Raw genomic sequence first — 15,859 nt, 5'->3', positions numbered from 1 at the left:
CTATATATATAGTGTTAACTTCATTTAAAAGTCTTTAAAATTAACCCTTTCCTTAATTGTATTTTTTTGGTATCCTTATATACGAGTCCTATTTTGTAATATAAGAACAATACCCATTGTAGAGCTGTAATACTCTTATCTCCTAATCTGTTATAGTTTTTATAACAGAACAAAAAAGTGTACACATGTTGTACACTTTTTTTGTTACTTCTATAAAACATCTCTTTTTCTATTGCCATCATAGAATCCGCCACGATTGTCTGTTAATGAAATTATTTGCTCTAGCCCCTCTATATGATCACCTATAATTCGAAGTACAGCTGGAGGGTGACCTATTTTTGCGAAATGTTCACTGGGACGAATACGGTTCATCTTATCAACCTCAACACGATATACACATGCAATTTCAAATCCAGACAGAAGAGCCTTCACTTGTGCTACACAAGGTGACAATAAAGATTTATACCCAATTGCTTTCAAACACTTTTGGCTAAATGCATTAGGTACCGCAATAAGTGAGCCTACCCCTAAATCCTTTCTATCACAAGCTAAATTTAGTGCATACTTAAATGCAGTTACAAGATGAAGCGGTACTCTTAAATCTAAATAATGATTTAAATCATTTAATGCGACGTCCTTTCCATCTGCTATAGCTTTTGCAAAAGGATATAGCTCACTCGCTGGAATAACAAAATCGCCGTCTATAAATAACACAATTTCTCCTTTTGCAAAATACGTTCCAAGTGAGCGCCCCACATCATTTCCGAGTGCTTCTTTATATACAATTGTCGTTGCCCCTTTGTCTTTTGCAATTTTTTTCGTTTTATCTGACGAACCATTTACGACAACGATAATTTCGAAGGGTTCAATTTTGCGAAGCTCTTCTATAACGTTTCCGATTGTTTTCTCTTCATCTTGTACGGGAATAACAACAGATAGTTGCTTTCCTTTATACAAATTAGATGTGACGCCCCATCCTTGATAAAACTCTTCAAAACTTAAAGTATGATACACACTATCCCTTTTCCTATTTCCATCATAATATCCTCCGCGCTCATCACTGCTTAATATCCGTGCCGCTACTGCTTCTATATGATCACCTATCATTCTTTTTTCAGATTGGGAAAGATTTGTTCCATATGCAGCATGTTGGAATGGACGAAATTTATTTGGCGTAATAACGTCAATGGCGCAATGACGACTAATTCTCCATTTACTTTGAAGTAGGCGTAAATGAGCCACAATAGGATTAACAAAACATTCATATCCGATGCTTTGAACGACTTCTTTCGTCAGCGCATGAGGTACATCTAATAAAGAATTAATTTTTAATTCTTCACGCTCTAACATTGCATTTAATATTTGGCGCCATACTGTAATAGAAGTAGGTTTTTGCCTTTTTAAAAATAATGCATCCAAATTATTTAAAACTACATCCGCCTGATCGTATAAAATCGGATTAAGGAATAATTTTAATTTTGAAGTTTGAATAGCAAAATCACCATCTATAAATAGTAATACATCACCTATCGCATGTTTTGCGCCGACTGCACGTCCAACATCGTTCCCTAGTAGCTCTGTATGTTTGATTACTTTACACCCTAAACGATCTGCAACATCTTCTGTTCCATCATTACAACCGTTTGCTACTACAATAATTTCTACTGGATTTAATGGTCTTACCGATTGAATAACGTCTGAAATCGTATCGACCTCATTACATGCAGGAATAATAACAGATAATGACTTAGCCATTGTTTTGTTCACGAAACCACTTAATTGTTTCCTTCAATCCGTTTTCCCACGTTACTTTCGCCTGAAATTGAACAAGCTCTTTTAATTTTGTTACGTCTGGTCTTCTATTTGGAATTTCTTCAAAACCATAAGGATATACTTCTTCAAAAGGCACTTGTACAATCTTCGAAGAAGAATTCGTTAATTTTTTAATTACTTCTGCTACTTCTTTTATGCTCTTTTCATTCTCAGAACCTATATTAATAATCTCACCATTTACCTTCTCATCCATTGCCCGAATCGTTGCCTCTACCGCATCACTTACATACGTAAAGCAACGTGTCTGCTTTCCATCTCCATATACGAGAATGTCTTCTCCTTGCAAAGCCGCACTAATAAATCGCGGGATTACCCCTGCATACGGACCATCTTTCGCTCTTGGACCATAAATATTAAAATATCGAACAATCGTTACCGGTAAACCTTCTAATGCGTATCCTAAACATAATGTCTCTTCCAACGTTTTACAAACTGCATAACTCCAACGAATTTTAGAAGTTGCCCCGTATAATCGATCTCCCTCTTCAGAGAAAGGCGGCTTGGCCTTACCATATACTTCTGAAGTAGAAGCAAAAACTACTTTCTTCTTTCCTTTTAACGCTGCTTGTAAAATATTTCTCGTCCCATCAAAATTCGTTTCTATGAGCTCTATACTTTTTTCCATTGTTGTTTTCACACCTAAAATTGCTGCTAAATGAAACACGACATCATGCTGATCTACTAATTCATAAATAGAATTTTTATCTAAAACACTTATTGGAATAACACGGATTTTTTTCATTAACTCTTCATGGTACTTATTTTTACCTTTATAAAAGTTATCCACAACAGTGACCTCATAACCTCTTCTCATCAACTCTTCAGCTAAATGCGACCCGATAAATCCGGCCCCACCTGTAATTAAACATTTCTTACTCATTTACTCACCTTCTTTACAATCCCGCGTGTATCTATTACTCGGTCCATTCCTTTAAAAAGCTTCCAATCAATATTAGAATGATCCGTTAAAATTAAAATACAATCCGCATTTTTAACTTTTTCTTTATCTAAAGAAACAGATTGATACACCTTATCTCCAATTTCCGCGAAAGAAATATAAGGATCATGATATTCTATCTCGTATCCTTGATTTCTTAATAATTGAATAATCGGTAACGCTGGTGATTCTCTCAAATCATTTACATCTTTTTTATACGCAATCCCTACAATTAACACCGTTGCAGGTGATTGCACCACACTTTTTACTTTCCGGACCATTTTCTCTGGCATTTCTTCATTAATTATATGTGCTGCCTCAATTAATTGACTAATTGCCCCATTCTTTTTTATTCTCCATTGAAAATATAAAGGGTCTACTGGAATACAGTGTCCCCCTATCCCTGGCCCTGGCCAATATGGAGTAAACCCAAATGGTTTTGTAGATGCCGCTTCAATGGCCTCATAAAAATCAATGCCTAAACTTTCACATAGTGTGTTTAGTTCATTTACTAAAGAAATGTTAACTAAGCGCTGAATATTTTCAAATAGCTTACACATCTCTGCTACTTTCGGAGAGCTAACAGGTACAACTTCGTCAAAAATGGTACTATATAAATCCTGTACCTTTTGTCTACACTTTTCTGTTTGTCCACTAATAACTTTTGGAATAGCTTGAACTGAATATTGACTATTTGCTGGATCAATTCTCTCAGGCGAATATCCGATATAGAAATCTTCCCCTACCTTGTTACTATTTTGAGAAATAATAGGTAGGATGACTTCTTCAAGTGTGCCTGGATATGTGGAGCTTTCAAAAATGAAGGTTTGTCCTTTTTGAAGGTTTTGTTGTATATAATGCGAAGCTGAAATGAGGGCACTTAAGTCTGGTTCTCTTTGTTCATTAATTGGAGTCGGGACAGTGACAATAACATAATCACTACTTTGAAAATCAGCAATGCCTTGATCCGGTGTGTTTACTGTTAATTTTTTTTTCGTCAATAAACTTTGTAACTCTTTAGAAGAAACATCTGGAATATAACTTTCTCCTTTTATAATTGAGTCTATTTTTCTAATATCTTTATCTAATCCAAGTACTGTATGCCCTCTTTCTGCAAAATGTACCGCTAAAGGAAGGCCAACATACCCTAACCCAATAATAGCTACTTTACTACTATTCATTTGTATTCTCTTCTTCCCTTCTCAATTGTTGAATGATATCTCTATCTCTATCTCCATCAGTAAAGCCACCACGTTCGTCCGTACGTTGTAATAAATACGTAACCGCCTCAAGTTGATCACCGAAAATACGATCAAACGCTGAAATACGCCCATTTACAAATTCGTGTTGCTCTGGACGTACTTGATTTGTTTTTATAACATCTACTAACTCTACTGTTGTAATAGAGAATCCTTCTAAAATAGCTTTCACTTGTGCTAATGGCGGAATGATAAGGGAGTCATATCCTATTTTCTCTATTACCTTCTTATGAATGGCATGTGGTACAGCAGTTAGTGAGTTATTCCATAAATCTGGTCTTTTCGCTACCAAATTCAAAAAGTATTTTCCCATACTAATTGGATCTGCTGGATGAAACATATCTAATAAGCATTGTAAATCATTTAACACCACGTCATTTCCATCTTCAACAGCATGTAAAAATGGAGTGAGTTTTTTTGCTGGAATAACAAAATCACCATCAACGAATAAACAAATATCTGCCGTAGCATGCATGGCCCCTATTGCTCGTGCTACATTATGTCCAAGCGCCTTCGTAAATTCAACTACAATAACATTCTCTAGCTTTGCCTGTTTAACAGTCTCAACATCTGCTCCATTCGCGACAACTATAATTTCATCTACACCTGCTTCTTTCACTTCTTGTATAACAGACCTTATAGTTATTTTTTCTTCTGATACCGGGATAATGGCACTATATTTCGCTTTTTTCTTTTGTAATAAAACTGGTTTATACTTTCCTACAAACGCTCTATCTCTATTGTCCTCTGAAAAACCACCGCGATTACCGTATGTTTCGATTACGTATTGTAAAGCACGCAAATGATCACCCATAATACGACTAGTCGCTTTCGGATAAGGCGAGCCAGGTGATGTGCCCGTATGGACAGGACGAACTTTATTTGTGTAAATGACATCAACTGAAGCCATATCAGAAATATCTACTCCTCTAGACATCGCCATCGCTTGAAATAATGCTGGATCTGCTAAATTCCACCACCCCAGTTTTTCAATCACTTTACGACTTATCGCATGTGGTATTGCAATTAAAGATCCTACAACAAACTCCTTCTTGTTCAAATAACGATTTAACATATATTTTCCAACCGTCGTATAATGCGGTCTCATCTTCAAATAAACGGACCATGTTAAATTATTTAAAACAATCTCATGTCCTTGCTGTATTCCTTTAATAAAATTGTATAATTCTTCACTTTTCATGACGATATCACCATCTAAAAATAAAACAATTTCACCTTTTGCTTCTCTAGCACCAATTGCCCGTCCCACATCATTACCAAGGGAATATCTATAATAAATTACACGGCAATTATGCTGTAGCGCTATTTCTTTCGTACCATCTGTCGATCCATTATCTACTATGATAATTTCATATGGTTCGAGCTTTCTTACTTCTACTAAAACTTTTGATAAAGTACTTGCTTCATTATGCACTGGAATAACAACTGACACTCTCATACTTGTATCACTCTTACCCTTCCAAGCGAACATAAGCAATAATAGGAATACGCACAACTACATCTTCTGGTGGTCCATAAGAAGGAGAAGTACGAACAATTACTGCCCCATCCGTCACAGATAAAAGAACGCCTGCAATGATTTCTATAGCTGTCACAACTTGCACTAGTTCCCCAACATGGTTACGTAATTCATCAGTAAATAACATATATAACGCTCCTTTCTTACGCTTCTTTAATTGATATAATACTTGTAAATGGTAATAAAACTTCTGTTCCTATTCCTTCTTGCAATGTTAAGAAGTCATCACCAACTGCTACAATAACGCCTGTTAACTGTCCCACTGTCACAGTAATTTCTACGTTTTTACCTAAATACTGCTCTGCAATTTCTTTAAAAGGTGATGTAGTACATTCTTTTAAAATGTTACAAATAATAGATTGAAATCTACTTGATTCAATAACTTCTTCAGTAGCTTGCTTAGAGTTTCTTTGGATAAATCTCGCGAAGTTTTGTGAAAATAAAAGTCTTTCCACAGCAGGTAATAACTTATTATCTAAAAAATATTCTAATTGCCTATTAAACACTCTCGATAATTTATGCCAATATTTTCTGAACAGACACATACACTTCTCCTCCTATTATTTTTAGATTATAAAATTTCACATCCATACATCTTAATGTATACAAAATAGATATTTTTGTGATAGGTAAGACATACATTTTAAGAATACAACAAAAAAACAGATGATTTTTTCATCTGTTTTTTCTTTCTAAACTCAATTCATTGAAATTTTTTATACAAATTGATTATATTATTAATTTCCTTATCAAATAACATTAACATTTCCTGTTCCTGAACAAGTGATTTTACAGAAAAAGCTTTCTCATAATTTCCAATTGAAAAATACACTCTACTTAATAAATTAAATAAATGATATCCTTCTGTATGTATAATAGAAGTAGCACTACTGTGTCTTTCTTTCATATAATTGTATGTTTCATCCGCTATATAAGATAACTGTTCCATAGCACTATTGAATCCATTCATTAATTTGAAAAATTCTCCATCCATACAATTCGGAAATTTATTATTTATCTCATCTACGGTATCCTTAAAATCCTCGATTTTTTTCTTATTATAGTAAATCTCACATAATTTCACCAAAGAAGCCAAATAAATATCTTGATCCTCAGAAGATTCAGTGGCATAGTTCAAACCATTTTTCAAAATCTGTACTATTTCCTCATATTCTTCGTTTAATTCATATTTCTCTCTACCTAATAAATAATGCCACTTAATATTTTTTCTTTCAATTTTTATCATTTTTTCTAATAATTTTTTATTTCTCAAAAATTTCTCTTTTGATTTTAACACCTCTGGTTTATATCCATCATGAAATAAATTATAATTTGTCGTTATCTTTTCTATATCCGTTCCCCTTTTTTCCGTATCTAGCCTTAATTCTTCATGTACCAAACCAAAATATCTCAAATGAGTACTTTTTTTAAAAATCCGCTTCGTATTATCTAGTTCATAATCATCATGATTTACTATTACAGGACTAATAACCAACGGTCTCTTGGTGAAATCATCAAACAGTGCAATTAATTCTTTTAATTCTTGAGCTGAATCAGATAAGAATTCATCTGCATCAATTTGAAAAATCCAATCAAAATTAGAATAATTTATCATTTTATTTCTTAAATAAGAGAAATCATTAGTCCACTTTTCTTGAAATAACCTTACTTCTGGATACTTAGTTCGAATGATATTAACTGTATTATCTGTAGATCCTGTATCAATTATTATAATTTCATCCGCGATCTCCTTTACACTATCTATACTCCTCTCAATGCACCTCTCCTCATTATAAGTCAATATATTTACAGATATCCTTATATCATTATCTACTAAATTTTCACTTAAAAAATCTTTTATATCCTTAGGGGAGATCTTTTCTAATCCCTTCTTATACTCCTCATTAAATATATATTCATATACCCCTTCTGAGCATTTAGTTAATGAATTTAATAATTTTATTCTCTTTTCTAATTTTCCTAAAAGAATATTATCTTCATATTTCTCTTCTTGTAAAATCGCTAAACACTCTTGAAGGAATAAATAATTAAGTACTAACTTATCTTTATCTAAATTAAGGTATTTCACCATAGTTCACCTTTTAAAGTTTTATTTTATTAAATTAAATTTCAAAAAAATTATGGGTATACAATTGTATACCCATAAAATCTTTTAACCAAAAATTCTCTTCCAAGTTGCTTTTGTTTGTTTATTCTGCTGTTTGAACATCTCTCCAACAGCAGCGCCTCCACCATGATTAGCTGCGGAAATTATTGCAGACCATCCACCTTGTGTTCCCATCAAAGTCTTTTCATCAAGTGGTTTGAAAGAAGACTCCTCAAGGTTGTTTAAATTAATTGATTGGAAATTATTTTTTAAATTTTTCATAAAATTCCCTCCCTTTAATATATAATTAAATAAACTTTCTAATATACAGTTTATTTAATAAATAAATAATATCACTTAAATCCATTTTTGTAAATATTTTCTTTTAGGTTTTTTCTGAACCTTATTTATTCATTTATAAAACCTAATTTTCTTAAAACAAATTCCCACAATGCTTCTTTATCAGTAACAATCGTAGCAATTCCATTCATACCTACATGCAATAATTTAGAGGTTTTGTTATCAATTGTCCCTTCCAACTCATATACATAATTTTTAGATACTTCATCAAAAATAGGAAGTGGCGAAACAGAAATTACAGTCCCACTTTGTTGGTTGTTATTTCCTATATTAAAATCATATTTTATTTTATCACCCACTTTTAAATTCCCTATTTCTTCTGGTGGCAATAATACTTTCATTCTTTTATCATCCTTTAAAATAATTGATATTAGTTTATCCCCAGAATTAATTGTTTCTCCAGACTTTAAATCAGAATGGAATTGTATCCTTCCAGCATGAGGAGCCCTGATATTTTTTGCTTCTTTAAGTGGCTGATTCAATACTTGTTCATTATTAGATAATTCTTCCTCTAAAAGAATAATCTGTTTATCAAATTCTGTAATAGCAACTTTATCATTAGGCTGATTCATTAGAATATCACGCTTCAAATTTAATAATACATCTCTTTTTTCGTTTAAGTATTTTATTTCTCCCTTTAGCTTTTCCTGAGTATGTATTAATTCTCTCTCATTCAATTTAATTAAAATATCGCCTTTTCGTACTTTATCACCAGAGCGAACCAAAATCTTATCTACAGTAACTGCAGAGTCAGCTCGAATAATAATTTTCTCTGAAATATCTTGTACAATAACGGTTCCCTTAGTCGTGATTTCAACTTCTCCTAAGTATATCCAAAATCCACCGCCTATCATAACAAAAAATATGAATAGAACTAATTTGATAATAAAACTGGGCTGTTTTTTCTCCAGTAACTCTACACTGTCTGCCAACTCTTCAAAAGTATATATTTTACTCATATTAATCACCAATTATTTTGTCATAGTTTTCATTTAAATACTGCATATTAATTGTTTGGTTTCTCCAAAGAGAGTAATATTTACCTTTTTCAGAGAGCAACTTTTCATGTGATCCCTGCTCAATAATACTCCCCTTTTCCATGACGAAAATCTGATTTGCATGCTGAATTGTACTTAGTCTATGCGCTATCATAATTATTGTTACTCCTTTTAAAGTCAGCTCTCTAAACATGTCTGTAATAATTTTTTCTGTGGTAGAATCTAAGTTACTTGTTGCTTCATCTAAAATTAGAATATCGGACTTCTTCAACAAAGCCCTAGCAATAGCTAATCTCTGTTTTTGACCACCAGATAAATTTGAGGCATTTTCTTCTAAAGGGGTTTCATAGCGTAATGGAAAATCGCTAATAAACTCATGTGCACATGCCATTTTAGATACTTCAATAATCTCCTTCAATGTAACACTTCTTTCTAATCCAAATGTTAGATTTTCATAAATAGAGCCACTAAAGAAAAATGCATCTTGAGAAACATATGCTATCCTATCCCTTAACGCAGTACGGTTTATCTCTTTAATATGATAATCATCATAGTATATATCCCCGTTCTCTAAACTATAGTAATGCATTAATAACTTTGAGATTGTAGTTTTTCCAGAACCACTTTCTCCAACAAAAGCAACTTGACTGCCCTGTTCAATGTGAAAACTTACATTGCTCAATATATTCTTACGTGTCCCATATCGAAACGTAATATTAGAACATTCAATTTTTCCTGACAAACGTTCCGGCGATACTTTACTGTACTCTTTCTCACTCTTCTCTCCATTCAAATCTAAAATTTCATTTAACCTTTCTCCAGCAACTAATGCTGACTGTAATGTTGGTTGAATACTTATTAGATTCTCTATGGGGTTTAAAAAATACGCTAAAAGTGCATTATACGTAATTAACTCTCCTATTGTCATGTTTCCTTTTATCACCTGAGTAGCCCCTACCCAAATAATAACTGTACCGCCAATTAATTCTAAAGCCATCTTGATAGATCCTTGCAAATTCGATATCATGCCTCTTTTAAATACATACTTTAATAAATTTACAAAGCGATTTTCTACTTGGAAATAAACTTCTCTTTCTGCATTATAAGATTTTACGGTCGAAATTCCATGTAGTGACTCTACTAAATATGAAGTTAGCTTTGAATTACTCTCCATTTCATCCCTATTTACATTTTCATATAATTTATGAAATACTAAAACTATTAGTAAATAAAAAGGAATTAAGCATAATGTAACTCCAAATAAAATTGAACTATGATTATAAAGTAACACTGCTCCAATAATTACCATAACAGTATCTATCATAAGCGTAATAGTAATTGTCGATAGTGCATCTCTAATTTTCCCAGCATCCATGAAACGAGAAATAATCTCTCCTACTTTTCTCGTTTCAAAAAAATTTATAGGTAATCCTACTACATGTCTATAATATCCTAGCATTAATTCAATATCGATTCTTCGACTCAAATACAAAATTAAATGATTCCTAAAATAGGATAATAAAACTTTAAATATATATAATATAACAACTCCTATGGAGATAGTATGCAACGTTTGTAACAATTGATTAGTCAATATATCGTCAATTAAAAATTTAAAGTAAAAAGCACCTATTAGGCCAAAAAGATTAAAAATAACAGATGCCAAAAATAATGTACCAAATAGATCTTTTTGCTTTTTCATTAAATATGCAATACGTGTAAATAAACTTGAAGATACTTTCCCCTTTTCAAACTGCTTTCCAGGAGCAATCAACACCAAAAGATTAGTCCACATTTCAGCAAAGTCCTTAAATGTGTATTGCACTAGGCCTTTTCCAGGATCTGCAACATATACTTTATTATTTTTTATTTTATGAATAACTACATAATGTAATAATCCCCCTTTCATTATTACATGCGCAATTGCTGGTAACGGTACCTTCTTTAGCGCCTCTATATCTTTTGCCTCTACACCTCTCGTTTCAAATCCTAAGCTTGTAGCTGCTTCTAACAATCCTTTTATATTCGTACCTTGTAAATCTGTACCAGCCACTTCGCGAATTTTCGAAATAGATATTTCTAATCCATAATATTTTGAAATCATAGCTAAACAGGCAGGGCCACAATCTTTCATGTCATGTTGTTTTATACATTTGAATTTTTTCCTCAAAACACTTCCTTCTTTCTCTAAAAATTTAAACTCACCTAAATCTATTTGGTTTTTTCATTATTTTTACAATATATACAATTATATAGCAATGAAAATACAATTGTAAAATACTTCTTATATCATGATATTAAAGGCTTATATACATTTACATAAAAATAGATCATTACCTTATACGTATGGTAATGATCTATTTTACAAATTATTAATACGTCTTCACTGTTTAACTAAAACATCTTCAGGTTTAAACATCTATATTCCGCAACATCGAATAAATGTCATTATTCACTTTACCAAATGATTTAATGTTATTTTGAATGTTAGATAATAAAACAACATATACACTACCATTTTTACTAAATCCGTTTAAGCAATTCCAACCTGGCATTACACCATGATTCGAATAGCTTCCTGGGTCTACGTACCATCCAAACCCGTAATCCTTTTTTCCACCCGTAAACATTTGATCGTAACTCTCTTTGGAAATTAATTTTCCAGAATATAACGCCTCATTAAATAAATACAAATCATGTGCACTCGTATATATATCACCACAACCATATAGTTGTGACATGCTCGGAATATTAGGTGTTGTCATATTATTATTTACTATTTTATAACCCGTTGATGGGAACCTTGTTTGCTCTAACGCTGTGCCAAAGCCAGAATGTTTCATACCCGCAGTAGCAAAAATATGTTGTTTAATATATTCTTCGAGTGACTGTCCACTTACCTTCTCGGCAATGTATGCAAGTATAGAGTAGTTCGAATCAGAATACTTCCACTTCTCTCCTGGACCACCAATACGCTTTTGATTTCCTATCCGCTTTATCAGTTCTTCATGAGAAATATCTTCTTTTCCCTGCTCATATTCGGGAATCCCTGATGTATGTGTTAATAGATGTTTTAGCTGAATACTATTACCTTGAGGAAAATTTGGAATATACTTTGCAACAGTATCTTCTACTTGTAATTTATTTTGATCTTTCAACTGCATAATAGCAGTTGCTACAAATGCCTTTGAAATAGAACCAATATAAAAAGTCGTCTCTGAATTATTCGGTACTTTCTGTTCTTTATTTGCCATACCGTACCCTTTATTCAAAAGAACTTTTCCGTTCTTCACAATAACAGCTGTCCCGCTAAATCCTGTGTTTTGTAAATACTGGTCCAATTGAGCGTTTTCATTAATTTCTTGAGGGGGTCCTTCAGCAGGCTTTTCCGCAGCTTGCGCTTGCTTCACTTGTTCTTCCTGCTCTTTTTGTTTTTGCTTCTGTACTTCTTGTTTCTTTTTTTCTTCTTTCTTTTTTAGCTCTTCTTGTTTCTTCATTTCTGCTGCTGCTTTTAAAGCTTCTTCTTTCTTATTATGCGCAACAATTTTTGTATACATGAAATATACAATTGATAATAGTAAGACGAGAATGATTGTTCTTTTTATGTATACAATCGGCCGACGTACTTTCCCATTCGCATTATTTTTTTCCTGATCCATAATTGCTTTTTCCCCTTACTCACCAATAATTCTACTAAAGATTTTTTTAGTAGATTATGGATAATCCATTCTATATCATCCCTACTTTATCACGCACTGCACATATTACCAACCTATATGTACAAAAAAGAAAAAGAAAATTTACAAAAGTAAGATTCCCGTTAAATTATTAACAAAAAAAGAGGATACCCTCTAAAAAACTGATGTTATCAATCTTTTTGGATATCCTCTTATTTAATTATTTATACGTGTTTTTTCATATCATCGGCAACAGATTCAACATTTGTACCTACGATAACTTGGACACTTGTATTACTTAACTTCATAACACCTTTTGCACCAGCACGTTTTAATGCTGCTTCATTTACTTGACCAGCATCTTTCACTTGTAAGCGTAGACGTGTTGCACAGTTATCAATAACTGTTAAGTTTTCTTTTCCACCTAAAGCCGCTACGTAAGTTTCACCAATTGAACCTGCAACTGGAGCTTCTGCGCCTTCAGCCATTTCCTCTTCATCTTCACGACCAGGAGTTTTCAGGTTGAACTTCTTAATTAAGAAGTAGAATACTACAAAGTAAATTGCTGCGTAAATTAAGCCGATTCCTGCTAGTAACAATGGTTTTGTTGCAATACCGAAGTTTAAGAAGTAATCGATTGCCCCGGCACTAAATGAGAAACCATCGTGAATGCCAAGTGTTGTTGTAATGAATAAAGAAAGACCTGTTAATACAGCATGAATACCATATAATACTGGTGATAAGAACATGAATGAAAATTCAATAGGCTCTGTAATACCAGTTAAGAATGAAGTTAATGCTAGACCAGCTAACATACCAGTAACTGCTTTACGCTTTTCTGGTTTAGCAGCTGCAATCATTGCAAAACATGCCGCTGGTAAACCGAACATCATAACTGGGAAGAAACCAGTCATAAACATACCTGCAGTAGGATCTCCATTTAAAAACCTTGCGCTATCTCCATGGAATACTACTCCAGCAGCATTGGTAAAATCACCAAATCCAAACCAGAAGTATACATTCATGATATGATGTAATCCAATTGGAATTAACGCTCGATTTAACAGTCCGAAAACGCCCGCACCAACCGCACCTAAGTTTACAATCCCATGTGCTAATGCATCAATTCCGTTTTGAATTGTCGGCCAAATTTGTCCAAATACAAGACCAAGAATTAACATTGTTAATGAAGTAATGATTGGAACAAATCGTTTCCCTGCAAAGAACCCTAACCATTCTGGAAGTTTAATCTTATAGAATTTATTGTATAATAAACCCGCTACTGCTCCCGCAATAATTCCTCCGAAAACAGCCATGTCTATTTTAGGCGTTAAAGCTGCTGCTTTTGAAATATTCGTCATAGTTTCCGCTAGCTTGGACGGTTCTAATTTACTTGCATCTCCTAAAATCCCTTGAACTGAATGCAATTTTTCATTTAACTCTGCAGTAGAATACGTTGTACTTAACGTATTTGTTGTATATTTCATAACATAATATCCAATCGCTCCTGCAAGTCCTGCTGCACCACTACCATCAACAGATAAACCAATTGCAACACCGATTGCAAAAATAAGTGCTAAATTTTCAAAAATTGCTGCGCCGGCCTGTGCCATAACAGGAATATCAAATACATCTGGTTGCCCTAAACGAAGCAATAATCCTGCTGCTGGTAGTACTGCGATCGGAAGCATTAAAGCTTTACCAATACGTTGTAAAAACTGCAACATTTTAATTCCCCCTAATCAAATTTATGAAATCGTTATCATTATAAGTACGCTTTAGAAAACGCTTTCTATTACATAACCATAATAACATATAGTTGTATAGATGTGTAGTTTTTATTTCTGAACTTTTTATGGATAAATCTCCTATTTCCAAACTGTTATATAAAAGGAAAATTCTCCTTTTTAAAATACAGAATACTCGAAACGAAAGACCTATTATAGCACATTGAACTTTCGTTTTATCATTCCACTTTTTCATGTTATTATTTATTTCCGAGCATATCGGGAAAAGTAAACTTAGTTAATTCAAAATAGGAGCGTTGGTACTATGCAGTGCATTGAAACAAACAACCTACAACAGTTGTTAGAACAAGTAAAACCATATACGAAAAAAGGAAAACTTGCTACTTATATCCCCGAACTAGGAAATGCAAATCCAGACGATTTAGGGATTGCCATTTTCCATAAAGAAACAGAATATATCCATGCAGGCAACTCACAAACACTATTTACTCTTCAAAGTATTTCCAAAGTAATTACACTTGCCCTTGCCCTTTTAGACCGTGGTGAAGAATATGTATTTTCTAAAGTTGGAATGGAACCAACGGGTGACCCATTTAATTCTATTATTAAGTTAGAAACGACAAGTCCATCCAAACCCCTTAATCCAATGATAAATGCAGGGGCTTTAGCTATTACAAGCATGCTAGCAGGAAAAGATAACGAGGAAAAAATGGAACGTATTCTTCATTTTGTACGTGAAATAACAGATAATCCTACTATTAATTATTCCTCTAAAGTTGCCGATTCAGAACTAGAGACAGCTTACCTAAACCGTTCACTTTGTTATTATATGAAACAAAACGGAATTATCGATTGTGATATTGAAGAACTTATGGATTTATATACTCGTCAATGCGCAGTTGAAGTAAACTGCATCGATTTAGCACGTATCGGCTTAATTTTTGCAATGGATGGATATGATCCATATAAGAAAAAACAAATTATCCCTAAGCATATTACAAAAATTTGCAAAACATTTATGGTCACATGTGGTATGTATAACGAATCTGGTGAATTTGCAATTCGTGTTGGTATTCCTGCAAAAAGTGGTGTAGCCGGTGGTATTTTTGGCTGCGTAAAAGGAGACATGGGAATCGGTATTTTCGGACCAGCTTTAGATGCAAACGGAAATAGTATTGCCGGTTTTAAAATTCTTGAACTTCTTTCTGCTCAAGAAGGTTGGAGCATTTTTTAATCGCGAGTTATCCTGCTATACTAGCAGGATTTTTTATTTCGCCAAAACCTCACTTTTGTCAGTTATCAATCCTCTTACAAAAACAGTGCTGAAAGTTTCTCTATATCATGCATATTTGTTCCCCCCTCCTGAATAATATAGTACAACCTAGCGCTATATGTGGAGG

Annotated in this window: 14 protein-coding genes and 1 pseudogene; 1 reads left to right on the top strand and 14 read right to left on the bottom strand. The window is 33.2% G+C overall.

The annotated features are described in order from the left end of the window. Positions 1-20: 20 nt before the first annotated feature. The 14 genes and pseudogenes from AU379_RS25845 to AU379_RS31285 form a co-directional block, all read right to left on the bottom strand. Positions 21-242, bottom strand: coding sequence for a hypothetical protein (locus AU379_RS25845; protein WP_002094217.1), 222 nt, complete (start codon positions 240-242; stop codon positions 21-23). Then, positions 211-1,755, bottom strand: a complete 1,545-nt coding sequence (locus AU379_RS25840) for a glycosyltransferase (RefSeq protein ID WP_033685777.1) — start codon at positions 1,753-1,755, stop codon at positions 211-213. Before AU379_RS25840 ends, AU379_RS25845 begins: the two co-directional genes overlap by 32 nt. After that, a complete protein-coding gene (locus AU379_RS25835; protein ID WP_000037015.1) occupies positions 1,748-2,713 on the bottom strand; it encodes an SDR family NAD(P)-dependent oxidoreductase in 966 nt (321 codons plus the stop codon). Before AU379_RS25835 ends, AU379_RS25840 begins: the two co-directional genes overlap by 8 nt. Continuing rightward, positions 2,710-3,951 carry a nucleotide sugar dehydrogenase gene (locus tag AU379_RS25830; protein ID WP_001088934.1) on the bottom strand — a complete coding sequence of 414 codons (1,242 nt, stop codon included), beginning with the start codon at positions 3,949-3,951 and terminating at the stop codon, positions 2,710-2,712. Before AU379_RS25830 ends, AU379_RS25835 begins: the two co-directional genes overlap by 4 nt. Beyond that, complete coding sequence (locus AU379_RS25825) at positions 3,944-5,488, bottom strand: glycosyltransferase (protein ID WP_061140033.1); 1,545 nt, start codon at positions 5,486-5,488, stop codon at positions 3,944-3,946. The genes AU379_RS25830 and AU379_RS25825 overlap by 8 nt, the downstream gene beginning before the upstream one ends. 13 nt (positions 5,489-5,501) lie before the next feature. Beyond that, the gene (locus tag AU379_RS25820; RefSeq protein WP_061140032.1) at positions 5,502-5,696 is read right to left on the bottom strand and encodes a hypothetical protein; all 195 of its coding nucleotides are present in this window, start codon (positions 5,694-5,696) and stop codon (positions 5,502-5,504) included. A 16-nt stretch (positions 5,697-5,712) separates the two neighbouring features. Continuing rightward, a complete protein-coding gene (locus tag AU379_RS25815; RefSeq protein WP_000335545.1) occupies positions 5,713-6,114 on the bottom strand; it encodes a hypothetical protein in 402 nt (133 codons plus the stop codon). 158 nt (positions 6,115-6,272) lie between these two features. Then, a complete protein-coding gene (locus tag AU379_RS25810) occupies positions 6,273-7,658 on the bottom strand; it encodes a glycosyltransferase (RefSeq protein WP_061140031.1) in 1,386 nt (461 codons plus the stop codon). An 84-nt stretch (positions 7,659-7,742) separates the two neighbouring features. Then, positions 7,743-7,958 (bottom strand): hypothetical protein, encoded by a 216-nt coding sequence (locus tag AU379_RS25805; protein WP_061140030.1) that lies wholly within the window; start codon positions 7,956-7,958, stop codon positions 7,743-7,745. A gap of 125 nt (positions 7,959-8,083) precedes the next feature. Then, positions 8,084-8,995, bottom strand: a complete 912-nt coding sequence (locus AU379_RS25800; RefSeq protein WP_061140029.1) for an efflux RND transporter periplasmic adaptor subunit — start codon at positions 8,993-8,995, stop codon at positions 8,084-8,086. A 1-nt stretch (position 8,996) separates the two neighbouring features. After that, on the bottom strand, positions 8,997-11,204 hold the full coding sequence (locus tag AU379_RS25795) for a peptidase domain-containing ABC transporter (protein WP_061140028.1): 2,208 nt from the start codon (positions 11,202-11,204) through the stop codon (positions 8,997-8,999). A 241-nt stretch (positions 11,205-11,445) separates the two neighbouring features. Beyond that, positions 11,446-12,693, bottom strand: coding sequence for a serine hydrolase domain-containing protein (locus tag AU379_RS25790; RefSeq protein WP_061140027.1), 1,248 nt, complete (start codon positions 12,691-12,693; stop codon positions 11,446-11,448). A 242-nt stretch (positions 12,694-12,935) separates the two neighbouring features. Next, a complete protein-coding gene (gene nagE, locus AU379_RS25785; protein WP_061140026.1) occupies positions 12,936-14,438 on the bottom strand; it encodes an N-acetylglucosamine-specific PTS transporter subunit IIBC in 1,503 nt (500 codons plus the stop codon). 141 nt (positions 14,439-14,579) lie between these two features. Beyond that, positions 14,580-14,694, bottom strand: a pseudogene (locus AU379_RS31285) (transcriptional regulator). 69 nt (positions 14,695-14,763) lie between these two features. On the opposite strand from AU379_RS31285, the gene glsA reads away from it, so the two are divergent. Continuing rightward, positions 14,764-15,693, top strand: coding sequence for a glutaminase A (gene glsA, locus AU379_RS25780; protein WP_001149850.1), 930 nt, complete (start codon positions 14,764-14,766; stop codon positions 15,691-15,693). Positions 15,694-15,859: the final 166 nt, after the last annotated feature.

The organism is Bacillus sp. JH7, assembly GCF_001563515.1.
GTDB lineage: Bacteria > Bacillota > Bacilli > Bacillales > Bacillaceae_G > Bacillus_A > Bacillus_A cereus.
The sequence above is the reverse complement of the archived record's forward strand: the minus strand, read 5'-3'. Positions and strand labels throughout refer to the sequence as shown.